Annotated in this window: 22 protein-coding genes; 12 read left to right on the top strand and 10 right to left on the bottom strand. The window is 71.6% G+C overall.

Translation table 11 applies throughout. The annotated features are described in order from the left end of the window. Positions 1-11 precede the first annotated feature (11 nt). Positions 12-710 carry a FadR/GntR family transcriptional regulator gene (locus tag ABZ990_RS12475; RefSeq protein ID WP_361229481.1) on the top strand — a complete coding sequence of 233 codons (699 nt, stop codon included), beginning with the start codon at positions 12-14 and terminating at the stop codon, positions 708-710. On the opposite strand, the gene ABZ990_RS12470 is transcribed toward ABZ990_RS12475, so the two are convergent. The 3 genes from ABZ990_RS12470 to fabG form a co-directional block, all read right to left on the bottom strand. Beyond that, positions 661-1,311 (bottom strand): hypothetical protein, encoded by a 651-nt coding sequence (locus tag ABZ990_RS12470; protein ID WP_361229479.1) that lies wholly within the window; start codon positions 1,309-1,311, stop codon positions 661-663. The genes ABZ990_RS12475 and ABZ990_RS12470 overlap by 50 nt on opposite strands. Positions 1,312-1,616: 305 nt before the next feature. After that, a complete protein-coding gene (gene fabI / locus ABZ990_RS12465) occupies positions 1,617-2,393 on the bottom strand; it encodes an enoyl-ACP reductase FabI (protein WP_361229476.1) in 777 nt (258 codons plus the stop codon). A gap of 4 nt (positions 2,394-2,397) precedes the next feature. Next, a complete protein-coding gene (gene fabG, locus ABZ990_RS12460; protein ID WP_361229474.1) occupies positions 2,398-3,114 on the bottom strand; it encodes a 3-oxoacyl-[acyl-carrier-protein] reductase in 717 nt (238 codons plus the stop codon). Positions 3,115-3,299: 185 nt separating this feature from the next. On the opposite strand from fabG, the gene ABZ990_RS12455 reads away from it, so the two are divergent. From ABZ990_RS12455 to tyrS, 3 genes are all read left to right on the top strand, one after another. Further along, complete coding sequence (locus ABZ990_RS12455; protein ID WP_361229471.1) at positions 3,300-4,832, top strand: TldD/PmbA family protein; 1,533 nt, start codon at positions 3,300-3,302, stop codon at positions 4,830-4,832. Then, positions 4,829-6,220 (top strand): metallopeptidase TldD-related protein, encoded by a 1,392-nt coding sequence (locus tag ABZ990_RS12450; RefSeq protein WP_361229469.1) that lies wholly within the window; start codon positions 4,829-4,831, stop codon positions 6,218-6,220. The genes ABZ990_RS12455 and ABZ990_RS12450 overlap by 4 nt, the downstream gene beginning before the upstream one ends. A 136-nt stretch (positions 6,221-6,356) precedes the next feature. Beyond that, positions 6,357-7,628, top strand: coding sequence for a tyrosine--tRNA ligase (tyrS, locus tag ABZ990_RS12445; RefSeq protein ID WP_361229466.1), 1,272 nt, complete (start codon positions 6,357-6,359; stop codon positions 7,626-7,628). A gap of 123 nt (positions 7,629-7,751) precedes the next feature. On the opposite strand, the gene ABZ990_RS12440 is transcribed toward tyrS, so the two are convergent. Next, complete coding sequence (locus ABZ990_RS12440) at positions 7,752-8,027, bottom strand: GlsB/YeaQ/YmgE family stress response membrane protein (RefSeq protein ID WP_361229554.1); 276 nt, start codon at positions 8,025-8,027, stop codon at positions 7,752-7,754. A gap of 239 nt (positions 8,028-8,266) precedes the next feature. Here ABZ990_RS12440 and ABZ990_RS12435 point away from each other — a divergent pair, with 239 nt between their 5' ends. Next, positions 8,267-8,626: a DUF3099 domain-containing protein gene (locus ABZ990_RS12435; protein WP_361229464.1), complete on the top strand. Its 360-nt coding sequence runs from the start codon at positions 8,267-8,269 to the stop codon at positions 8,624-8,626. Positions 8,627-8,820: 194 nt separating this feature from the next. Further along, complete coding sequence (locus ABZ990_RS12430; protein WP_361229462.1) at positions 8,821-9,051, top strand: hypothetical protein; 231 nt, start codon at positions 8,821-8,823, stop codon at positions 9,049-9,051. A 298-nt stretch (positions 9,052-9,349) separates the two neighbouring features. On the opposite strand, the gene moaA is transcribed toward ABZ990_RS12430, so the two are convergent. The 3 genes from moaA to ABZ990_RS12415 form a co-directional block, all read right to left on the bottom strand. Further along, positions 9,350-10,339: a GTP 3',8-cyclase MoaA gene (gene moaA, locus ABZ990_RS12425; RefSeq protein ID WP_361229460.1), complete on the bottom strand. Its 990-nt coding sequence runs from the start codon at positions 10,337-10,339 to the stop codon at positions 9,350-9,352. A gap of 228 nt (positions 10,340-10,567) precedes the next feature. Beyond that, on the bottom strand, positions 10,568-12,202 hold the full coding sequence (locus ABZ990_RS12420) for a cation acetate symporter (RefSeq protein WP_361229457.1): 1,635 nt from the start codon (positions 12,200-12,202) through the stop codon (positions 10,568-10,570). After that, positions 12,199-12,624: a DUF485 domain-containing protein gene (locus ABZ990_RS12415; protein ID WP_361229455.1), complete on the bottom strand. Its 426-nt coding sequence runs from the start codon at positions 12,622-12,624 to the stop codon at positions 12,199-12,201. Before ABZ990_RS12415 ends, ABZ990_RS12420 begins: the two co-directional genes overlap by 4 nt. Before the next feature lie 341 nt (positions 12,625-12,965). On the opposite strand from ABZ990_RS12415, the gene ABZ990_RS12410 reads away from it, so the two are divergent. Together ABZ990_RS12410 and ABZ990_RS12405 are read left to right on the top strand one after the other, a co-directional pair. Then, on the top strand, positions 12,966-14,498 hold the full coding sequence (locus ABZ990_RS12410) for a S8 family serine peptidase (RefSeq protein ID WP_361229453.1): 1,533 nt from the start codon (positions 12,966-12,968) through the stop codon (positions 14,496-14,498). A 151-nt stretch (positions 14,499-14,649) separates the two neighbouring features. Further along, positions 14,650-15,993 (top strand): CoA transferase, encoded by a 1,344-nt coding sequence (locus tag ABZ990_RS12405; protein ID WP_361229450.1) that lies wholly within the window; start codon positions 14,650-14,652, stop codon positions 15,991-15,993. Positions 15,994-16,101: 108 nt separating this feature from the next. Here the strand turns inward: ABZ990_RS12405 and ABZ990_RS12400 are convergent, their stop codons facing one another. From ABZ990_RS12400 to ABZ990_RS12390, 3 genes are all read right to left on the bottom strand, one after another. Continuing rightward, positions 16,102-16,776: a lysoplasmalogenase gene (locus tag ABZ990_RS12400; RefSeq protein ID WP_361229448.1), complete on the bottom strand. Its 675-nt coding sequence runs from the start codon at positions 16,774-16,776 to the stop codon at positions 16,102-16,104. Then, positions 16,773-17,744, bottom strand: coding sequence for a sterol desaturase family protein (locus ABZ990_RS12395; protein ID WP_361229445.1), 972 nt, complete (start codon positions 17,742-17,744; stop codon positions 16,773-16,775). Before ABZ990_RS12395 ends, ABZ990_RS12400 begins: the two co-directional genes overlap by 4 nt. Before the next feature lie 124 nt (positions 17,745-17,868). Next, complete coding sequence (locus ABZ990_RS12390; RefSeq protein ID WP_361229442.1) at positions 17,869-18,582, bottom strand: VIT family protein; 714 nt, start codon at positions 18,580-18,582, stop codon at positions 17,869-17,871. 241 nt (positions 18,583-18,823) lie between these two features. Here ABZ990_RS12390 and ABZ990_RS12385 point away from each other — a divergent pair, with 241 nt between their 5' ends. The 4 genes from ABZ990_RS12385 (at position 18,824) to ABZ990_RS12370 (ending at position 22,988) form a co-directional block, all read left to right on the top strand. After that, complete coding sequence (locus ABZ990_RS12385; protein ID WP_361229440.1) at positions 18,824-19,798, top strand: DEDDh family exonuclease; 975 nt, start codon at positions 18,824-18,826, stop codon at positions 19,796-19,798. Between the two features lie 154 nt (positions 19,799-19,952). Beyond that, the gene (locus ABZ990_RS12380) at positions 19,953-20,186 is read left to right on the top strand and encodes a hypothetical protein (RefSeq protein ID WP_361229437.1); all 234 of its coding nucleotides are present in this window, start codon (positions 19,953-19,955) and stop codon (positions 20,184-20,186) included. 137 nt (positions 20,187-20,323) lie between these two features. Continuing rightward, entirely contained in the window at positions 20,324-21,121 is a 798-nt protein-coding gene (locus tag ABZ990_RS12375; RefSeq protein WP_361229435.1) for an SURF1 family protein, read from the top strand. A gap of 76 nt (positions 21,122-21,197) precedes the next feature. After that, entirely contained in the window at positions 21,198-22,988 is a 1,791-nt protein-coding gene (locus ABZ990_RS12370; RefSeq protein ID WP_361229432.1) for a glycoside hydrolase family 15 protein, read from the top strand. Positions 22,989-23,070: the final 82 nt, after the last annotated feature.

Below are 23,070 nucleotides of genomic sequence, written 5' to 3'. Positions count from 1 at the left end.
GAGGTGCGGCCATGGCGCTCGGCCAGCCGCGGCGCAGCGGGCTCTCCGACCAGGTGATCGCCCAGCTGCGGAACCAGATCACCTCGGGCGAATGGCCGGTGGGCACCCGGATCCCGACGGAACCGGAACTGGTCGAACAGCTCGGCGTCGCCCGTAACACCGTCCGCGAGGCGGTCCGCGCGCTCGCCCACAACGGGCTGCTCGACATCCGGCAGGGCTCGGGCACCTATGTGGTGGCGACGAGCGAGCTGGCCGGGGTGATGGACCGCCGGTTCGCCGACTCGGACCCCCTGCACGTGGCGGAGCTGCGCGCCACCCTGGAGTCCTCGGCGGCCCGGCTCGCCGCCGAGCGGCGCACCGACCGCGACCTGGTGCAGCTCGACACGCTGCTGCGGCGCCGCGAGACGGCCTGGGAGGCGCGGGACGCGGAGGAGTTCGTGACCGTGGACACGGCCTTCCACCACGCGGTGGTGGTCGCCTCCCACAACGACGTCCTCATCGAGATCTACGCGGACCTCGGCCATGTCCTGCGCACCTGGCTGCGGGAGGACCTGGGCGGGACGCTGCGCCCCGAGAACCACATGGAACACGGGCGTCTGGTGGAGGCCATCCGCGCCGGTGACGGCGAGCTGGCGGCGACGGAGGCGGCCGGTTATCCCTTCATGTGCCTGCGCGGTCCGAAGGCCGCGGAGAGCCTGTCGGAGGCATAGCCCGCGAGGGCGCCGCGGACTCCCCCGCCTCCCCGGGTTCCGGGGACTCGGGACGGCCGGGCCCGGCGGTCACGGGCTCATGGGTGACCCAGGCCCAGCGGACCTCTTTCCAGCAGCGGCCGGTCACCTGCGCGAAGTCGGCGGGCTCGACGTCGACGGGAGCGCTGTCGCTGTCGACGTCCCACCAGCGGTCGCACTCCAGGTGCAGACGGACGCGGTCGGCGTACGGGTCGGGGTTACGGCAATGGGCGGTCACCACCGAGCCCCGCAGAAGCAGCCGGCAGGAGGGGCCGGTGTCCTTGCGCGTCCCGCCCGTTCCCGCACCGCCCCCCTCCTCTTCCTCCGCCGACCCGGCGCCGGCGCCGGATCCGCGAGCCGATCCCCCGGCACCGGTTCCGGCGCCGATTCCGGCACCGATCCCTGCCCCGCCCCTCGCCTCGCCGGCCGGTACCGTCCCCGGCCAGGCGGGGTCCGTGACCCGGACCCGGGCGGGCGGGTCGGGTGCGGTGTGCAGGTCGGCGGCGACGGCGAGACCGGCGATCCCCGCGAGAAGGGCGACGGCCGGAACGACGCCGCGAACCCTGTGCCGCCGCGCGCGCATACCCGTACCTCCTGCCCGCCCGTAGCCGGAATGCCACACCCCGAACATCACGCTCTGCCCCAGTCTGGGGTGGATCGCGTGACATTTCGACCCGGGAAGCGGCCGGACGTACGAAAGGGCCGGGTGCCCGCCGTCCTCCGGCGGGCACCCGGCCCTCGCGTCACGCTGGTCCTACGGTGTACGGCGCGTGTGTCCTACGGCGTACGACACGGGTCGTACACCGTACGGGCGCGCTTCTCGTACGCCGTACGACGCACGGCGTACGACGCACGGCGTACGACGCACAACGCACGACGTACAAGAGGTCAGGCGCCGATGGCGTGCAGGCCGCCGTCCACGTGGACGATCTCGCCGGTCGTCTTCGGGAACCAGTCGGAGAGCAGGGCCACGATGGCGCGGCCGGCCGGCTCCGGGTCGGTCAGGTCCCAGGCCAGCGGGGAGCGGCTGTCCCAGACGCTCGCCAGGTCGGAGAAGCCCGGGATGGACTTCGCGGCCATGGAGCCGAGCGGGCCGGCCGAGACCAGGTTGCAGCGGATGTCCTGCTTGCCGAGGTCACGCGCCATGTAGCGGCTGGTGGCCTCCAGGGCGGCCTTGGTCGGGCCCATCCAGTCGTACTGCGGCCAGGCGAACTGCGCGTCGAAGGTCATGCCGACGACCGAGCCGCCCTCGGTCATCAGCGGCAGCAGCGCCATCGTCAGGGACTTCAGGGAGAAGGCCGAGATGTGCATGGCCGTGGCGACCGACTCGAACGGCGTGTTCAGGAAGTTGCCGCCGAGCGCGTCCTGCGGCGCGAAGCCGATGGAGTGCACGACGCCGTCGAGGCGGTCGCCCAGGTGCTCGCGCACCTGGCCCTCCAGCCGGGCGAGGTGCTCGTCGTTGGAGACGTCCAGCTCCAGGACCTTGACGTCCTCCGGGCGGGGCAGCTTCTTGGCGATGCGCTCGGTCAGCGTCGGCCGGGGCCAGGCGGTGAGGATGATCTCCGCACCCTGCTCCTGGGCCAGCTTCGCGGCGTGGAAGGCGATGGAGGACTCCATCAGCACACCGGTGATCAGGATGCGCTTGCCCTCGAGAATTCCGCTCATGTGATCAGTGACCCATGCCCAATCCGCCGTCAACCGGGATGACGGCTCCAGTGATGTACGAGGCGTCGTCCGAGGCGAGGAAACGCACCGCGGCGGCGATCTCCTCCGGACGCGCGTAACGGCCGAGCGGCACCTGGGAGACGATCCCGGCGCGCTGCTCGTCCGTGAGCACCTTGGTCATGTCCGTGTCGACGAAACCGGGCGCGACGACGTTGAAGGTGATGTTGCGCGAGCCCAGCTCCCGGGCCAGCGACCGCGCGAAACCGACCAGTCCGGCCTTCGAGGCGGCGTAGTTCGCCTGACCCGCCGAGCCGAGCAGACCGACGACCGAGGAGATCAGCACGACCCGGCCCTTGCGGGCGCGCAGCATGCCTCGGTTGGCACGCTTGACGACCCGGAAGGTGCCGGTGAGGTTGGTGTCGAGGACGGACGTGAAGTCCTCCTCGGACATGCGCATGAGGAGCTGGTCCTTGGTCACGCCCGCGTTGGCCACGAGCACCTCGACCGGACCGTGCTTCTCCTCGATCTCCTTGTACGCCTGATCCACCTGCTCGGTGTCGGTGATGTCGCACTTGACGGCCAGGAATCCGGCCTTCTCGAGCTCCACCGGGTCACCCGAGCGGTACGTGATGGCGACCTTGTCGCCGGCATCGGCGAACGCGCGGGCGATGGCGAGGCCGATGCCCCGGTTGCCTCCGGTGACGAGAACCGAGCGGCTCAACGGATCACCCTTTCCATAGCGGTCTGGTATGCCGAAAACCTATCGGTCCATTTCGGAATACGGGGAATCGGGCCGTGACAGTCGCGTCCGGACGTCACTGTCGGATCCCTACAGAAACATCTGGGCAACCCGGCCCAAAGAGCGACATGATCGGGGCGACCGGTCTCATACGACAGGAGACAGCTGTGCAATCTGGGACCCATTCCCTCGATGAAGCCTTCACCCAGCTTCCGTTGCGGGCGCTCGCCGACGCCGCGCTCGCGCGGGCCCGGGCGCTCGGCGCGGACCACGCCGACTTCCGCCTGGAGCGGGTGCGCAGCGCCGCGTGGCGGCTGCGGGACGCCAAGCCGTCGGGTTCCTCGGACACCACGGACCTCGGGTACGCGGTGCGGGTGGTGCACGGCGGGGCCTGGGGCTTCGCCTCGGGCGTCGACCTGACCATGGACGGTGCCGCGCGGGTGGCCTCGCAGGCGGTGGCCATGGCGAAGCTGTCGGCGAAGGTGATCGCCGCGGCCGGGTCCAAGGAGAGGGTGGAGCTGGCCGAGGAGCCGGTGCACGAGGACAAGGTGTGGATCTCCTCGTACGAGATCGACCCCTTCACCATCGCCGCCGAGGAGAAGAGCGCGCTGCTCGCCGACTGGAGCGCGCGGCTGCTGCGGGCCGACGGGGTGGCGCACGTGGACGCCTCGCTGCTGACCGTCTTCGAGAACAAGTTCTACGCGGACACCGCCGGCACCGTCACCACCCAGCAGCGGGTCCGGCTGCACCCGCAGCTGACGGCGGTCGCCGTGGACGCGGCGACCGGCGAGTTCGACTCGATGCGGACGCTGGCGCCGCCCGTCGGCCGGGGCTGGGAGTATCTGACCGGCACCGGTTGGGACTGGGACAAGGAGCTGGACGAGATCCCGGCGCTGCTCGCCGAGAAGATGCACGCGCCGAGCGTCGAGGCCGGCCGTTACGACCTGGTCGTCGATCCGTCCAACCTGTGGCTGACGATCCACGAGTCCATCGGCCACGCCACCGAGCTGGACCGCGCGCTCGGCTACGAGGCGGCGTACGCGGGCACCTCGTTCGCGACCTTCGACCAGCTGGGCAAGCTGGCGTACGGCTCGTCCGTGATGAACGTGACGGGCGACCGGACCGCCGAGCACGGGCTGTCCACCATCGGCTACGACGACGAGGGCGTCGAGGCGCAGAGCTGGGACCTGGTGAAGGACGGCACGCTCGTCGGCTACCAGACGGACCGCCGGATCGCCCGCCTCACCGGCCTCGGCCGCTCCAACGGCTGTGCCTTCGCCGACTCCCCGGCGCATGTGCCGGTGCAGCGGATGGCGAACGTGTCGCTCCGGCCGGACCCGGGCGGGCTGTCCACCGAGGACCTGATCGGCGGGGTCGAGCGGGGCATCTACGTGGTGGGCGACCGCTCCTGGTCGATCGACATGCAGCGGCACAATTTCCAGTTCACCGGCCAGCGCTTCTTCCGGATCGAGAACGGCCGGCTCGCCGGGCAGCTGCGGGACGTCGCCTACCAGGCGACGACCACCGACTTCTGGGGCTCGATGGAGCAGGTCGGCGGCCCGCAGACGTATGTCCTCGGGGGCGCGTTCAACTGCGGCAAGGCCCAGCCGGGCCAGGTCGCCGCGGTCTCGCACGGCTGCCCGTCCGCCCTGTTCCGGGGCGTGAACATCCTCAACACGACGCAGGAGGCCGGTCGATGAGCCGCCACAGCAAGCCGTCCGAGATCGTCGAGCGGGCCCTGGAGCTGTCCCGCGCCGACGGGTGCGTCGTCATCGCCGACGAGCAGTCCTCCGCCAATCTGCGCTGGGCCGGCAACGCGCTGACGACCAACGGCGTCACCCGGGGCCGCGAGCTGACGGTGATCGCCACCGTGGACGGCGCGCGGGGCACCGCCTCCGGTGTGGTCTCCCGGTCGGCGGTGACCACCGAGGAACTGGAGCCGCTGGTACGGGCGGCCGAGCAGGCGGCGCGGGCCGCCGGGCCCGCCGAGGACGCCCAGCCGCTGGTCGAGGGGCCCGCGGTGTCCCCCGGTTTCACCGACGCGCCGGCCGAGACCTCCTCCGCCGTCTTCGACGCCTTCGCGCCCGCACTCGGCGAGGCGTTCGCCCGGGCCCGCGCCGGCGGCCGGGAGCTGTACGGCTTCGCGTACCACGAGATGACCTCCACCTACCTGGGGACGTCGACCGGGCTGCGGCTGCGGCACGACCAGCCCAAGGGCACCCTGGAGGTCAACGCCAAGTCGCCCGACCGCACCCGCTCCGCCTGGGCCGGCCGCGCGACCCGGGACTTCACGGACGTCGACCCGGCCGCGCTGGACGCCGAACTGGCCACCCGGCTGGGCTGGGCCGAGCGGCGGATCGAGCTGCCGGCCGGCCGTTACGAGACGCTGCTGCCGCCGACCGCCGTGGCCGACCTGCTGATCTACCAGCTGTGGTCCTCGACGGCGCGGGACGCGGCGGAGGGCCGTACGGTCTTCTCCCGGCCCGGCGGCGGGACCCGGGTCGGCGAGACGCTGTCCCCGCTGCCGCTGAACCTGCGCAGCGACCCGGGCGCGCCGGGCCTGGAGTCGGCGCCGTTCGTCATCGCGCACGCCTCGGGCGACGACTCGTCCGTCTTCGACAACGGTCTGCCGGTCGCCCCGGTCGACTGGGTACGGGACGGCAAGCTCGCCCACCTGGTCACCACCCGGCACTCCGCGGGGCTCACCGGGCTGCCGGTGGCTCCGGGGGCCGGGAACCTCATCCTGGACGGCGGCGGCGAGAAGTCCCTGGACGAGATGGTCGCGGCCACCGAGCGCGGGCTGCTGCTCACCTGCCTCTGGTACATCCGCGAGGTCGACCCGGCGACGCTGCTGCTCACCGGGCTCACCCGGGACGGCGTGTACCTGGTGGAGAACGGCGAGGTCGTCGGCGAGGTGAACAACTTCCGGTTCAACGAGTCGCCGGTCGACCTGCTGTCGCGGGCCACCGAGGCGGGCCGGACCGAGCAGACGCTGCCGCGCGAGTGGTGCGACTGGTTCACCCGGGCCGCGATGCCCGCGCTGCGGGTGCCGGACTTCAACATGAGCTCGGTCAGCCCGGGCGTCTGACCGCCCGGGGCCTGTCTTTCGGATCAGGTCTTTTGGATCAGGCCGGGTCAGGGAGCACGCGAGCCCGGCGAGATCCGGAAGACAGGCCCTTAGACTGGACTGTCACATCCCAACTGCAACCGAGGAGACGGACGACGTGACCGACATCGTCGACGAGCTGAAGTGGCGTGGGCTCTTCGCCCAGTCCACCGACGAAGAGGCCCTGCGCAAGGCGCTCGCGGACGGTCCCGTCACGTTCTATTGCGGTTTCGACCCGACCGCGGCCAGTCTCCACGTCGGCCACCTGGTCCAGGTACTCACCGTCCGCCGGCTCCAGCAGGCCGGGCACCGGCCGCTGGCGCTGGTCGGCGGGGCCACCGGCCAGATCGGCGACCCTCGGCCGACGGCCGAGCGCACCCTGAACGACCCCGAGACGGTCGCGAACTGGGTGAGCCGGCTGCGTTCGCAGATCGAGCCGTTCCTGTCCTTCGAGGGCGAGAACGCCGCGGTCATGGTGAACAACCTGGACTGGACCGCCGGGCTGTCGGCGATCGAGTTCCTGCGGGACATCGGCAAGCACTTCCGGGTCAACAAGATGCTGACCAAGGACTCCGTGGCCCGCCGGCTGGAGTCCGAGCAGGGCATCAGCTACACCGAGTTCAGCTACCAGCTGCTCCAGGGCATGGACTTCCTGGAGCTGTACCGGCGGTACGGCTGCACGCTCCAGCAGGGCGGCTCCGACCAGTGGGGCAACCTGGTGGCCGGCCTCGACCTGATCCACCGCCTGGAGCCGGGCGCCGAGGCACACGCGCTCGCGACGCCGCTGATGGTGAAGGCCGACGGCACCAAGTTCGGCAAGACCGAGGGCGGCGCCGTCTGGCTCGACCCGGAGATGACCACGCCGTACGCGTTCTACCAGTTCTGGCTGAACGTGGACGACCGTGACATCTCCACGTACATGCGGATCCTGTCCTTCAAGTCCCGCGAGGAACTGGAGGAGCTGGAGGCGCTCACCGCCGAGCGGCCGCAGGCCCGTGCCGCCCAGCGCGCACTGGCGGAGGAGCTGACCACGCTGGTGCACGGCGCCGAGCAGTGCCAGGCCGTCGTCGACGCCTCCAAGGCGCTGTTCGGTCAGGGCGAGCTGTCCGCGCTGGACGCGCCCACCCTGGCCGCGTCCCTGTCCGAGCTGCCGCACGCGCGCGTGGCGGAGCTGGGCGCGGTCGTGGACCTGTTCACCGAGGTCGGCCTCGCGCCGAGCAAGTCGGCGGCCCGCCGTACGGTCAAGGAGGGCGGCGCCTACGTGAACAACGTGAAGGTGACCGCCGAGGACGCCGAGGTGTCGGCGGACGAGCTGCTGCACGGGCGCTGGCTGGTGCTGCGCCGGGGCAAGAAGAACCTCGCGGCGATCGAGTACGCGCCGCAGGGCTGAGCCCCCGGGTCCCGTACCCGAGGGACGGGACCCTGAGGAACGCTGACGGACGCGAAGGCCCGGGGCCGGTGGAGGAATCCACCGGCCCCGGGCCTTCGTGTGCCACCGGCCTTCCGCCGCCGGTCAGGTTCGTTGTTTGTTGCCCTTGATCGAGACCCACAGCATGTCGCCCAGGCCCACGACCACGACGGCGCCGATCAGCTGGAGCAGATGGCGGATCCAGTCGATGCCTTTGGTGTCGTTGACCCCGATCCAGGTCGCGACCGCGTTGCCGAGCAGACTGCCCACCATGCCGCACACGATCGTCAGCCACAGCGGGATCTGCTGCTTACCCGGGAGAATCGCCTTCGCGATCAGGCCCAGGACCAAGCCCACAATGATCGCCCACAACCAGCCCATCGTCGCCTCCTCGCGCACGTGTGAGCTCAGTTTCGGCTCGCCGCCCGCACCGCGCATGTCGGGCGGTGCCATCCGTGCCCCGGCCGCTGCCCGGACCACCGCCCGGACCGCTGCCGCGCCGCCGCTCCGGTCGCCGCTCCGGTCGCCGCCCCGGTCTCGTCGGGCCGGGCGGGCGGGCGTACCGTGGAAGCAGACCGGGCCGGGCAGTGTTCCGGCATGAGCCGTGGTGGTGGAATGTGATGCGGAAGCGTGGCGGGAGCGAGGTCTTCCGGATCACCGGTGCCCGTCAGGGGCTCGCCGAGGATGTCCGGGGCCGGCAGCGCCGGTACGTCATCTCGATGCTGATCCGCACCGTCGCCGTCATCGCCGCCACGACGCTGTGGAACGTGGAACGGCCCGTGGCCATCGTCGCCCTGGTGCTCGGCGCCCTGCTCCCCTATGTCGCCGTCGTGATCGCCAACGCCGGCCGCGAGACCACGCCGTCCCTTCCGTCCACTTTTGTCGTCAATCAGGTGCGGCCCGCGCTGGACGCCGGACCGGAGGCGGGAGCGGAAGACCAAGCGGAGGACTCGTTCCGCCGGGGCGCTCACCCAGAGTGATACGAACGGTGGAATGAACGCCCGGGTTCACTCCGAGCAATCATGAAGTTTCGGTGCACCACACCCCATCCCCCGTGACATACTGCGTACGCGCTCCGCATCCCCCGTCGGAGCGACGGACCGATGCCGGGCAGCTCCCCCCGTGGCTGCTCGGCATCGCCTTTGTGGACAATGATCACGTGATCCATGGTCCCGTGAGCGAAGACAAGCCGATCTGTTCCGCCAAGGGCTGCCGGGTGGCCGCCGTCTGGGTACTGGCGTGGAACAACCCCAAGCTGCACACGCCGGAGCGACGCAAGACGTGGCTCGCGTGCGAGGAGCACCGCGAGCATCTGTCCCAGTTCCTGGGGGTACGGGGATTCCTGAAGGACGTCGTCCCGCTCGCCGAGTGGGAGGCGCCCGAGGAGGAGCGGCCGGAGGTCTGAGCCCCGGCCCGGACCCGGGTGTCCGTCCCCGCGGCGTGCCCATCCGTGCGACGCACCCGCCAAGAAGCCCGACCGGCCCCCTGAACAGCGCTCAAGAGCCGCTGCCGGGGGCCGCTTTCCCGTACGGGTGACTCAGAGCCTGTCGGATGACCTCTGATCGGGCGGCCACGCCCTGACACGCACGCTTCCGGCGTTGCCGAAATACCCTGGTAGCTCCGCTACAAGGGCATCCCGGCGCCTTGGAATCGCACGCGCCATGCCGCGTCCGCTCTCCGACCCAAGGTCATCCGACAGGCTCTCAGCCGCCGATCGCCGACATCGGGCGTTCGGGCTGGAGGAAATCGGGGTCGTCGAGGCCCGAGCCGGCCTTCTTGCCCCACATCGCCTTGCGCCAGATCTCCGCGATCTCCAGGTCGGAGGCCGTCCCGCGCAGAGCCGCGCGCAGATCGGTCTCCTCGGTGGCGAACAGACAGGTGCGCACCTGTCCGTCGGCGGTCAGCCGGGTGCGGTCGCAGGCCCGGCAGAAGGGCCGGGTCACGGAGCCGATGACGCCGACCGTGTGCGGGCCGCCGTCGACGATCCAGCGCTCGGCGGGGGCGGAGCCCCGGTCGCCGGCCGTCTCGGGGGTCAGCTCGAAGCGGGTGCGCAGCGAGGCGAGGATGTCCTCCGCCGTGATCATGCCCTCGCGCTTCCAGCCGTGCTGGGCGTCGAGCGGCATCTGCTCGATGAAGCGCAGCTCGTACTCCTGCTCGATCGCCCAGGCCAGCAGCTCGGGTGCCTCGTCCTGGTTGAGTCCGGGCATGAGCACGCTGTTGACCTTGACCGGGCTGAGGCCGGCGGCGCGGGCGGCGGCCATGCCGTCGAGCACGTCCCGGTGGCGGTCGCGGCGGGTGAGCGTCTTGAAGACCTCGGGCCGCAGGGTGTCCAGGGAGACGTTGACCCGGTCGAGACCGGCGTCCCGGAGCGCGGCCGCGGTGCGGGCGAGGCCGATGCCGTTGGTGGTCAGCGACAGCTGGGGGCGGGGTTCCAGGGCGGCGCAGCGCTCGACGATGCCGACGAGGCCGGGCCGCAGCAGCGGTTCGCCGCCGGTGAAGCGGACCTCGGTGACGCCGAGGTCCGTGACGGCGATACGGACGAGGCGGACGATCTCGTCGTCGGTGAGCAGGTCCGGCTTGGCCAGCCAGCTCAGGCCCTCTTCCGGCATGCAGTACGTACACCGCAGGTTGCACCGGTCGGTGAGGGACACCCGCAGGTCGGTGGCGACGCGGCCGTACGTGTCGATGAGCACGTAAGTCCCCTCCCCTGTCTCCGGTTCGTCTTCCGGGTTGTCTCGGCCCGAGCCTACGCGACGGCCCGGGCGGCGGGCTTCGGACATCACGGAGTAGGCGACACGCGGCCGGCCGCGCCGTGGTGGTCCACGACGCGGCCGGCCGGTGGGGGCGGTGTGCCCGGGAGGGGTCGGACCCGAGGTCCGGGGCAGGGGTCCGGGGTACGGGGTACGGGGTCCGGGCCCGGGTCAGTGGGCTCCGACGCCGGTGAGGGACTTGACCTCCAGCTCCGCGTACTTGCCCGGGTCCGGCTTCTCCTTGGACAGGACCGTGCCGAGCCAGCCGAGCAGGAAGCCCAGCGGGATCGAGACGATGCCGGGGTTCTCCAGCGGGAACCAGTAGAAGTCGACGCCCTTGAACATCGAGGTCGGCTTGCCGGAGACGACCGGCGAGAACAGCACCAGGACGACCGCGGAGACCAGACCGCCGTAGATCGACCAGAGCGCGCCCCGGGTGGTGAACCGCTTCCAGAAGAGGCTGTAGAGGATCGTCGGCAGGTTGGCGGAGGCGGCGACCGCGAAGGCGAGGGCGACCAGGCCGGCGACGTTGAGGTCGCGGGCGAGGGCGCCGAGCGCGATGGAGACGACGCCGATGAGGACGGTGGCCCAGCGGGCGGCGCGTACCTCCTCCTTCTCGGTGGCCTGTCCGCGCCGGATCACGTTGGCGTAGATGTCGTGCGCGAAGGACGAGGAGGAGGCGAGGGTGAGACCGGCGACGACCGCGAGGATGGTGGCGAAGGCGACGGCGGAGATGACGGCCAGCAGTATCGAACCGCCGGTCGAGCCGGAGCCGCCGCCGATCTCCAGGGCGGCGAGCGGCGCCGCGGTGTTGCCCGCCTTGTTGGAGGCGATGATGTCGCTGTTCTTGAGCAGCGCGGCGGCGCCGAAGCCGAGGACGATCGTCATCAGGTAGAAGGCGCCGATGATGCCGATGGCCCAGTTGACCGACTTCCGGGCGGCCTTGGCGGTGGGCACCGTGTAGAAGCGGATGAGGATGTGCGGCAGTCCGGCGGTGCCGAGGACGAGCGCGATGCCGAGGGAGAGGAAGTCCAGCTTCGAGGTGCCGGTGGCGCCGTACTTGAGGCCGGGCCGCAGGAACGCGTCGCCCTTGCCGCTGTTGGTGGCAGCCGCGCCGAGCAGCTCCGAGACGTTGAAGTGGAACTTCATCAGGATCAGGAAGGTGATCAGGAGCGTGCCCGCGATGAGCAGGACGGCCTTGACCATCTGCACCCAGGTGGTGCCCTTCATGCCGCCGATGGTCACGTACACGATCATCAGGACGCCGACCAGGGCGACGATCGCCACCTTGCCGCCGTCGCTGGTGATGCCGAGGAGCAGCGAGACGAGCACGCCGGCTCCGGCCATCTGGGCGAGCAGGTAGAAGATCGAGACGACGATGGTGGACGTGCCGGCGGCGGTACGGACGGGACGCTGGCGCATCCGGTAGGCGAGGACGTCGCCCATGGTGAACCGGCCGGAGTTGCGCAGCGGTTCGGCCACCAGGAGCAGCGCGACCAGCCACGCGACAAGGAAGCCGATGGAGTAGAGGAAGCCGTCGTAGCCGAAGAGGGCGATGGCGCCGGCGATGCCGAGGAAGGACGCGGCGGACATGTAGTCGCCGGAGATGGCCAGGCCGTTCTGGAAGCCGGTGAACTGGCGGCCGCCGGCGTAGAAGTCGGCGGCGCTGCGGGTCTGGCGGCCGGCCCAGATGGTGATGACGAGGGTGGCGACGACGAACGCGCCGAAGAGGCCGATGATCAGCGGCCGGTGCTCGGTGGTCGCGTTGGGCGCCGCGGCGGCGAGGAGGAGCGGGGCGGCGGTCATGCGTCGGCCTCCGTACGGGCGTCACCGGGGGTGCGGGGGGCTCCGAGGGTGGTGGGGCCGCCCTCCATGTGCGTCTTGATGGTCGCGGCGCGCGGGTCGAGGCGGCCGGCCGCGTGCCGGGAGTAGAGCCACGCGATGAGGAACGTGGTCAGGAACTGGCCGAGGCCGAGGACCAGGGCCACGTTGATGTTCCCGAACAGCTTGGTGCCCATGAAGCCGTCCGCGTAGTTGGAGAGCAGCACGTACAGCAGGTACCAGGCGATGAAGGCGACCGTCAGGGGGAAGGCGAACGAGCGGTAGGTACGGCGCAGGTCGCCGAACTCGCTGCTCCCCTGGACCTCGACGAATTCCTCCGTCGTGGGCGGGGCGGGGGCGGTGAAGTCCGGGCCGCTGCGGGGCGGCGGGGCGGCGTCGTAGGCCACGGGATCTCCTCATCTCCTCGGTCCGCAGGAGCGGCCGCGGGTGCGGGTGCAAACGCGCGTGCGAGGCGCGGAATGCGGACAAGGCGGGCAGGGACGAGCTCAAGGGGCAGGGGAGGCAGGGAGGGTGGGGACACGAGTGCCAAGGTGCCCTTCCTCCCTTGCCCATCGACACGGAATCCGACACCAGGGGGTTCACCCGAGTGGGGAATTCTCCGTGCGATCTTCATGAAGTCTTCTCAACTCATTGAGCGAGAGGGAGATCAGCGCTAGCTTCACTCGTCATGCACCTGTCCAGCTGCACGTCAGCGGCCGGACGGCTCGACGGACGATGTGGAGAAACCATGGCTCACCTGGGATCGCGGCGCGCCCGCGTACTCGCTCTGCCCGCAGGCCTCGCACTCACCGCTTCGCTGGGCTTCCTGCCCGCCGCCGGTGCCTCGGCCACCGAGCTGAGCGACGCGCCGACGGCGGCGGCCGCCAGTGGCCCGGAGCTGTCGTACGTCGTCAACGTCGGGGGCGGCCGGTGGACCGCCGACGCGGTGCGCGTGTCCATAGCCAAGGCCGGCGGCGACATAGTGCAGTCGTACGACCAGATAGGCGTCATCGTCGTCCACTCGAAGAACCCCGGCTTCGCGGCGGCCATCCGCAAGGCCCCCGGCGTCATATCCGCCGGCGCCACCCGGACGGCCCCGATGGCCGTGCAGACCGACGACTCGATCGGCGAGGGCGGCCAGGCGCTGACCGAGGCCGAGATGAAGGCCGCGGCCGCCACGGCGACCGCGGGCCAGGACCCGCTCGAACCCCTCCAGTGGGACCTGCCGGCCATCAAGGCCGACAAGGCGCACGAGAAGACCCTCGGCAGCAGCAAGGTGACGGTCGGCATCATCGACACCGGCGTGGACGACACCCACCCGGACCTCGCGCCGAACTTCGACCCCGCCGCCTCCGCCAGCTGTGTGGGCGGCAAGGCCGACACCACCTTCGGCGCCTGGCGTCCGAAGCCGGGCGAGAGCGACCACGGCACGCACGTGGCCGGCACCATCGGCGCCGCGAAGAACGGCATCGGCGTCACCGGTGTCGCGCCGGGCGTGAAGCTCGCCGGCATCAAGGTGTCCACGCCCGACGGCTACTTCTACACCGAGGCCGTGGTCTGCGGCTTCGTGTGGGCGGCCGAGCACGGCATCGACGTCACCAACAACAGCTACTACACCGACCCGTGGATGTTCGCCTGCAAGAACGACGAGGACCAGAAGGCCCTCATCGAGGCGGTCACCCGCGCGACCCGGTACGCGGAGAAGAAGGGCGCCGTCAACGTCGCGGCGGCGGGCAACTCCGCCTTCGACCTGGCGGCCGACTCGATCCACGACGGCAGCAGCCCCAACGACTCCACCGCGGGCGGCCGTGACATCGACCCCAAGGAGTGCTTCGACTACCCGGCGATGCTGCCGGGCGTGGTGACGGTCTCCGCGACCGGCGCCCTGAACATGAAGTCCTCGTACTCCAACTACGGTCTGGGCGTCATCGACGTCGCGGCGCCGGGCGGCGACAGCACCAAGTACCAGCCGCCGCAGGCCCCGGCGAACAACGGTCTGATCCTTTCGACCACCGTGAACGGCGGCTACAACTACAAGGCCGGCACCTCGATGGCCTCCCCGCACGTGGCGGGCGTCCTCGCGCTGCTCAAGTCGAGCCACCCGAACGCCGCCCCGGCGGCCCTCAAGGCGCTGCTGGCCGCGCAGGCGACCGCGACGCCGTGCGCGCCGTACGACTACAACGGCGACGGCCAGGCCGACGCGGTGTGCCAGGGCGGCAAGCAGAAGAACGGCTTCTACGGGGCGGGTATCGTCGACGCGCTCGCCGCTGTCCGTAAGTGACGAGGCTGCCGGCAGTACTGCGGGTACCTCGCTGATAGGCATCGGATCGGCCTCCGACCGGCCCCTGGACCGGACTTTGATCGACGGCTGATCCACCTCACTATGAACCGCCCATGGCACTGAGTGCCATGGGCGGTTCATAGTGGTGCCCATGGACACCGACATGCGCACGGACACGGGGATCGGCACGGGTACGGAGTTGTTGTGGTCGGCGCTGGGCGGGGATCCCGCCCTGCTCGGCCGGGTGGTGTACGGCGGCCCCTCGGGGCTGCTCGGGGCGCGGCTGCCGGTGATGGACCTGGCCCGGGCGGCGGTCGCGGTGGCCGGACTCGCGGCGGTGGAGCGGGCCGGGCTTCCGGGGCCCGTACGGGTCCACGACGGCGCGGTGGCCACGGCGTTCACGAGCGAGCGGCGGCTGCGGGTGGACGGCCGGGCGCCCGAGGTCTTCGCGCCCCTCTCCCGCTTCTGGCGGGCCCGGGACGGCTGGGTCCGCACCCACGCCAACTACCCGCACCACCGGGCCGCGCTGCTCGCCGCGCTCGGGCTGAAGGACAGCGTGGACGGCGCGGGCCCGGGCGGTGCGCTCGCCGACGCCGTCGCGGCGGCGATCGCCGAGCGGACGGCGGTGGAGACCGAGACCGCGGTGTACGGGGCCGGTGGCCTCGCCGTCGCCCTGCGTACGCCCGAGGAGTGGGCCGCCCATCCGCAGGGCCGCGAGGTGGCGGCCCACCCGCTGGTCGTCCGGGAGCGGCTCGACGAGGCGGCGCCGCGCCGCCGGGACGGCCGTCCGCTGCGCGTACTCGATCTGACCCGGGTCATCGCGGGCCCGGTGGCGACCCGGACGCTGGCGCTGCTGGGCGCCGACGTGCTGCGGATCGACCCGCCGGGCAACCCGGAACTGCCGGACCAGCACGCCGACATGGCGTTCGGGAAGCGGACGGCGGCACTGGACCTGGAGCGGCCGTCGGACCGGCGTACCGTCCGTGAACTCCTCGACGAGGCCGACGTCCTGGTGACCGGTTACCGGCCGGGCGCGCTCGACCGCTTCGAGCTGACCCGGCCCGGTCTGGTGGTGGCCCGGCTGTCGGCGTGGGGCGACTACGGGCCGTGGGCCGAACGGCGCGGCTTCGACAGCCTGGTGCAGGTGGCGACGGGCATCGCGACGGTGGAGGGCTCCGAGGAGCGGCCGGGGGCGCTGCCGGCGCAGGCGCTGGACCACGGCACGGGATATCTGCTGGCCGCCGCGGTGCTCCGCGCGCTGACCGAGCAGGACCGGGACGGCGGCACCCGGCTGGTACGGCTGGCGCTCGCCCGCACCGGGCACTTCCTGACGCACTCTCTGGCCCGGTACGAGCCGGAGCGGCACCTCACGGAGACCGACGGCCCGCTCGGGCGGCTGCTGCACGCGCGCCCGCCCGTGACGTACGACGGCGGCCCGGCCGGCTGGTCGCGCCCGCCGGGGGTGGCGGGCGCCGACGCCCCGGTCTGGCGGTAGACCGGGGGCGGGTGCGGGCGATCCCCTGAGGGAGGGGGAGGGCGGCCCGGGGCTGGGGCGGGACCTGGGCCGGGGCCGGTGTCGTACCCGGGCCGGGCCGGGCCCTGGTCAGGCCCCGGGGGCCGGGGCTGCTCCGGTGACACGGGGTGCCGTGCCGGTCGTACGCGGCGCCTGTCCGGTGGCCCGCAGGGCTCCGGTGGTGAGCAGGTACTGGGCGGCGAGGTAGGTCGCCATCACCCAGAAGTCGTGCCCGGGCAGCCGGGGCCAGTCGGCGACACCGGTCGCGATGAGGGTGTCGGAGAGCAGGAACAGCGCGCCGCCGACACCGGCCGTCACACCGAGAGAGCTCGACCGGTAGGCCATCGAGGTCAGCAGCAGGGAGTAGCAGGCGACGGGGATCCGGAGCCCGGTGGGAAGGTCGGGCCAGAGCGCGACGACCGTACCGGCGAGGGCGACGGCGTAGAGCGCGCCCAGCGGGACGCTGCTGCGACGCCGTCCGAACAGCGTCAGATAGCCGATGTGGCCGGCGGCGAAGCAGCCCATGCCGGCGAGGAAGGCCCAGTCGGGGTCCAGCATCAGGAACACGTCGCCGCCCCAGCCGAGCAGCAGCGCGACGATCAGGACCCGGGGGGCGCCCTGCGTGGCGGCGTATCCGGCGAGCAGCGGTATGAGCAGTGGCTTGGCGATCATGTGCCCGGTGTGCACGCCGATGAGCAGCGAGACGAGGTCGACCGCGGCGGCGAGCAGGAAGGCGCCGAGCAGGGCGCGGGACAGACGGTTCACGCGGCGGCCTCCGGTGCGGTGGTGGGGGTGATGGCGTCGGTGCCGGCGCCGGGGATGGAGACGGCTGTGGCGGCGGTGGTGGCGCCGGTTCCGGTGCCGGGGACAGCAGCGACGGTGGTGGTGGTGCCGGGCAGGGCCGCGGCCGGCTGCCAGCCCGGTCCGCGCAGCAGCCGCCCGGAACGCTCGCGCCAGTCGCGGGCGGCCTTGAGGTCGCGGGCGATGGAGACGTACTCGTGGGTGGCGACGCGCAGCGGGTTGTGCGTGGAGATGTTCTTGGTGAGTCCGTACACGGGCCGCTCCGTCTCGGGGACGAAGGAGCGGAACAGCCGGTCCCAGACGATGAGGATGCCACCGAAGTTACGGTCCAGATAGCCGCCCTGGGAGGCGTGGTGGACCCGGTGGTGCGAGGGCGTGTTGAAGACGTACTCCAGGGGGCGCGGCAGTCTGTCGATCCGCTCGGTGTGGATCCAGAACTGGTAGACGAGGCTGATGGAGGAGCAGAACGCCACGGCCGCCGGGTGCACCCCGAGCAGGATCATGGGCAGATAGAACGGCCATGAGGTGAGGCTGGTCCAGGGCTGTCGCAGCGCGGTGCTGAGATTGAACTTCCGGCTGCTGTGGTGCACGACGTGGCAGGCCCACAGGATGCGGACGACATGGTGGCCGCGGTGCTGCCAGTAGTAACAGAAGTCCTGCGCGAGCAGCATGAGCAGGACCGTCCACCACACGACGGGGACGCGCAGCGGCGTCAGCTCGTACAGGAGCGTGTAGAGCGCGACGACGGGGATCTTCCACAGGGCGTCGAAGAAGAGGCTGCCGAGGCCCATGCCGATGCTGGTGGCGGCGTCCTTGGTCTCGTACCCGGCGGCGTCCTCGTCGGGATGGAGACGGCAGCTGACCACCTCGATCACGGTGAGGAGGACGAACGCCGGTATGGACCAGAGCACGACATCGGGCAGATTCGGCATGCCGATGACGGTAGAGGCGGGCGGGCAGGCAGGGCTAGACGCTGTTACCAACAAGTATGTGAGACGGTTCGTCAGCAGGCTTTGGTGGCTTCCGACAATGCGGAGGGGTCGCAACGCGGAGGGGTCACACCCCCACGGCTCCGAGCAGCGAACCGGCCGCGTAGGTCACGGCCATCGCGAGCGCGCCGCCGCCGACGTTGCGCAGGATCGCGCGGCCGGCCGGGGCCTCGCCGAGGCGGGCGCTCCACCAGCCGGTGAAGGTGAGGGCGCCGAGGACGGACACCACGGTGATCCACAACCGGTGCTCGGTGGGCGGCAGGGTGATCGCCAGGAGCGGCAGCAGGGCGCCGACGGTGAAGGCGAGACAGCTGGCGCCGGCCGCGTGCCAGGGGTTGGTGAGTTCGTCGGGATTGATGCCCAGTTCCACAGCGGCGTGGGCGCGCAGCGCGTCGCGTTCGGTGAGCTGGAGGGCCGCCTCGCGGGCCACGTCGGGGCTCAGACCGCGGGCGGTCAGCATGACGGTCAGCTCGTCGAGTTCGGCCTCGGGGTCCTCGTGCAGTTCACGGCGTTCCTGGGCGAGGGCCGCCTGTTCGGAGTCGCGCTGGGTGGAGACGGAGACGTACTCCCCCGCCGCCATGGACATGGAGCCGGCGAGCAGTCCGGCGAGACCTGCGGTGAGCAGGGCGGACCGGGACTCGCTGGCGCCGGCGACGCCGACGACGAGACCGGCGGTGGAGACGACACCGTCGTTGGCGCCGAGGACGGCGGCCCGGAGCCAGTTCAGCCGGGAGCCGAGGCCGCCCCCGTGCGCTTCGTCGTGTGCGGGGACTTCGGTCACCCCAGGAGGGTCGCACCCACCGGCCCGGCCGCGGCGGACCGACCCGCCGCCCCGGGTACCCGTGTCCTGAGACGGTGCTCACACGGCAGCTGGTGCTCCCACGGCGACGCGATCGGCGGTCCGGTGACCCCACGACACCTCTTCACCGCTTCACCGTCACATTTCGGCCACTGATCACCATCGATTCCGGCCGGGAAAGCGGCACCGGGGGCCCGAGTGTCGGTCGGGGCCCGTATTCTCAGTGACCATGCTCGACGACCGTACGACAGCAGCGACGTGGCCGGCCGCCTACCCACAGGGGTACGCGGTCGTCGACGTGGAGACCACCGGCCTCGCCCGCGACGACCGGATAGTTTCGGCTGCCGTCTACCGGCTGGACGCCCAGGGTGAGGTGGAGGACCACTGGTACACCCTGGTCAACCCCGAACGGGACCCCGGACCGGTGTGGATCCATGGGCTCACCAGCGACATGCTGGCGGGCGCGCCGCTGTTCCCCCAGATCGCCGAGGAGTTCTCGGCGCGCCTCGACGGACGGGTGCTCGTCGCGCACAACGCGATGTTCGACTGGCAGATGATCGCCCGCGAGTACGCGCGGGCCGAGCTCACCGCCCCGGTCCGGCAGCGGCTGTGCACGATCGCGCTGTCCAAGGAACTGGCGCTGCCGCTGCCCAACCACAAGCTGGAGTCGCTGGCCGCGCACTACGGCGTGGTCCAGCAGCGCGCGCACGACGCGCTCGACGACGCACGCGTGCTCGCCGAGGCGTTCCGGCCGAGTCTGCGCACGGCCGCCGAGCGGGGCGTACGCCTGCCGCTGCTCGAATGCCGGCCGCTGACCGAGTGGGCCACGACGCCCGCCCGCCCCCGCGTCGGCTACCAGCCGTCGTACGGAGCGGGCAGCTGGCGCCCCTCGCGCAAGCGCCCCGCGTGCCCGTACCCCAACCCCGGCCGCTACACCGCCGACGCCCCGCTCAAGCAGGGCATGCGGGTCGCGTTCTCCGGCGACACCTCCATCGACCGCGAGCTGTTGGAGGACCGGACGGTCGAGGCCGGGCTGCACGTGGCGACGAGCGTGTCGCGGGTCACCAGCCTGCTGGTCACCAACGACCTCGACTCCGCCACCTCCAAGGTGGTCAAGGCGCGGTCCTTCGGCACGCCGATCGTCGACGAGGCCGCCTACACCCAGCTGCTGCGGGACGTCGCCCCGGCGGACGAGTAGACCGTCTGAGGTGACCCCGGCGGACGAGTGACCGCCTGAAGGTGACCCCGGCGGCGAGTGTCTGCCGCGGGTCGCCCCGGCAGACGAGTGACCGCCGCGGAAGGCCGGGCGCGCCGTCCGGCCTTCCGCCGCACCCCGCCCCACCCTGTGGCGCATGGCACGTTGTGAAGTCTGCGGAAACGATTACGGCATGTCCTTCGAGGTGCACGCGCAGGGCGCGGTGCACGTCTTCGACTGCTTCGCCTGCGCGATCCACCGCATGGCCCCGATCTGCGAGCACTGCCGGGTCCAGATCATCGGCCAGGGCGTCGAGGTGCAGGGCAGCTGGTACTGCGGAGGGCACTGCGCCCGCGCCGAGGGGAGGGCGGGCATCGTCGACAAGGTGTGAACGGCGGCGATGGACCGTACGAGGGAACCGGGGGACGGTACGAAGGCGGCGCGAGGGACGGCGGTACGAGGGGCCGTACGAGGGTGAGCGGAACCCCCGTGCGCAGACCTCATGGCCCCCGGGGGTACCGTCGTGGGGTGTACCGCTTCCTGTTGTCCCGGCAGTGGGTGATCCTCACCCTCATCACCCTCGTCCTCATCCCCACGATGATCGAGCTGGGCTTCTGGCAGTTCCACCGGCATGAACACCGGGTGGCCCAGAACACCCTGATCGCGGACAACCTCAAGGCCGCACCGACCCCGGTCGAGCGACTCACCTCCCCCGGCCACACGGTCCCGCGCACCGACTACTGGCGCCAGGTCACCGCCACCGGCACCTTCGACACCGCGCACGAGGTCGTCGTGCGCCGCCGCACCTCGAACGACGACCGGGTCGGCGTCCACGTCCTCACCCCGCTGGTACTGGCCGACGGCAAGATCGTCATGGTCAACCGCGGCTGGGTGCCGGGCGCCGACGACCAGCGGTCCCTGCCGAAGATCCCGGCCCCGCCGAAGGGCGAGGTCACCGTCACCGGCCGGCTCATGGCCGACGAGACCACCGGCGCCAGCGGCATCAAGGACCTCAAGGGCCTGCCCGACCGCCAGGTCATGCTGATCAACAGCACCCAGCAGGCCGCCCTGCTCGGCCGCACGGTCCTCGGCGGCTACATCGAACAGGCCACCCCCGAACCCGCCGGCGACTCCCCCCAGCTCCTCACCGAGCCCGACCACGAGTCGATCGGCCCGCACATGGCCTACGCCGTGCAGTGGTGGCTGTTCGCCGCCGGAGTGCCGGTGGGCTGGGTGGTCCTCGTCCGGCGCGAGAAGCGCGACCGCGAAGCGGCGGCGCGGGAGGAGACGGACACGGCGGCGGAGGAAGCGCAGCCGGTGGCGTAGGGGGTGGGGCGGGGCCCGCACGCACACCGGCAGCCCGCCTGATTGATCGTCGTCGCTTCCGGGAACAGCGCACAGCGTGACGCAACGCATCGACGACTACGCCCTCATCGGCGACCTCCAGACCGCCGCGCTGGTCGGACGGGACGGATCGGTCGACTGGCTGTGTCTGCCGCGCTTCGACTCCGCCGCATGCTTCGCCGCCCTCCTCGGCGACGAGGAGAACGGCCACTGGCGGCTCGCCCCCAAAGGGGCCACCACCTGCACCAGTCGCCGTTACGCCGAGGACACCCTGGTCCTGGAAACCCTCTGGGAGACCCGTACCGGCACCGTCAAGGTCGTCGACTTCATGCCGCAGCGCGACCTGGCCCCCGACCTCATCCGGATCGTCGAAGGCGTCAGCGGAAGCGTCGAGATGAGCGGTGTCCTGCGGCTGCGCTTCGACTACGGCTCGATCGTGCCGTGGATGCGCCGCGCGGACGACCACCGGGTGGCGGTCGCCGGGCCCGACTCCGTATGGCTGCGCAGCGAGCCGCCGGTGAAGACCTGGGGACAGCAGCTTTCGACCTGCTCGGAGTTCACCGTCGCCGCCGGGCAGCGGGTCGCGTTCGTCCTCACCTGGCACCCCTCGCACGAGCCGCGCCCGCAGCTCGTCGATCCCTTCGAGGCCCTGGACCAGTCGCTCGGCGACTGGCGGGAGTGGACGTCCCGCTGCACGTACGGCGGGCCGTACCGGGACGCCGTCGTCCGCTCCCTCATCACCCTGAAGGCGCTCACCTACGCCCCGACCGGCGGCATCGTCGCCGCGCCCACCACCTCCCTGCCGGAGGCGATGGGCGGGGTGCGCAACTGGGACTACCGGGCCTGCTGGCTGCGCGACTCCGCCTTCACGCTCGGCGCGCTGCTGTCCACGGGATACGTCGACGAGGCGCGGGCCTGGCGCGACTGGCTGCTGCGCGCGGTGGCCGGCGATCCGGCCGACCTGCAGATCATGTACGGGCCGGCCGGCGAGCGCCGGCTGCCCGAGACGGTGCTGCCCTGGCTGCGCGGCTACGCCGACTCGGCACCGGTCCGTACCGGCAACGCCGCCGTGAACCAGCTCCAGCTCGACGTGTACGGGGAAGTGCTCGACTCGCTGAACCGGGCGCGGGAGGCGGGCATCCCCGCCAAGCCCCACGCCTGGAGCCTCCAGCTGAGCCTGCTCGGCTTCCTGGAGTCGACCTGGCGCGAACCCGACGAGGGCCTGTGGGAGGTACGCGGGCCGCGCCGTCACTTCACCCACTCCAAGGTGATGGCCTGGGTGGCGGCCGACCGCGCCGTGCGCACCCTGGAAGCCGAGCCGTCGCTGCGCGGCGACGTGGGGCGCTGGCGGGCGATGCGGGACGCGATCCACGCGGAGGTGTGCGCGAAGGCGTACGACGCCAAGCGGGGCACCTTCACGCAGGCGTACGGCTCGTCCGAGCTGGACGCGGCGACGCTGCTGATCCCCCGGGTCGGCTTCCTGCCGCCCGACGATCCGCGCGTGGTGGGCACGGTCGACGCGGTACGGGCCGAACTCCTCGACGGCGGGCTGCTGCGCCGCTATTCGACGGCCGGGGCGTCGGTCGACGGACTGCCGGGCCAGGAGGGCACCTTCCTGGTGTGCTCGTTCTGGCTGGTGGACGCGCTGCGGCTGACCGGGAGGATGACGGAGGCCCGTGAACTGTTCGAGCGGCTGGTCGGGCTGTGCAGCGACGTCGGGCTGCTCGCCGAGGAGTACGACCCGGTGACGGGACACCAGCTGGGCAACTTCCCGCAGGCGTTCAGCCACCTGGGCCTGGTGGGCGCCGCGCTGGCGCTGTCCGACCAGGACGACGCCATCGCACCGTGAGTGCGCCCCCTGCCCCAGCCCTCTCTCCGACCCGCCCTTCCCTGGAGAAATCCTCGGTGCGGAATACCCCCTGGGGGTATAT

The sequence above is a fragment of the Streptomyces sp. NPDC046203 genome (assembly GCF_040646255.1).
Classification (GTDB): Bacteria; Actinomycetota; Actinomycetes; order Streptomycetales; family Streptomycetaceae; genus Streptomyces.
The sequence above is the reverse complement of the archived record's forward strand: the minus strand, read 5'-3'. Positions and strand labels throughout refer to the sequence as shown.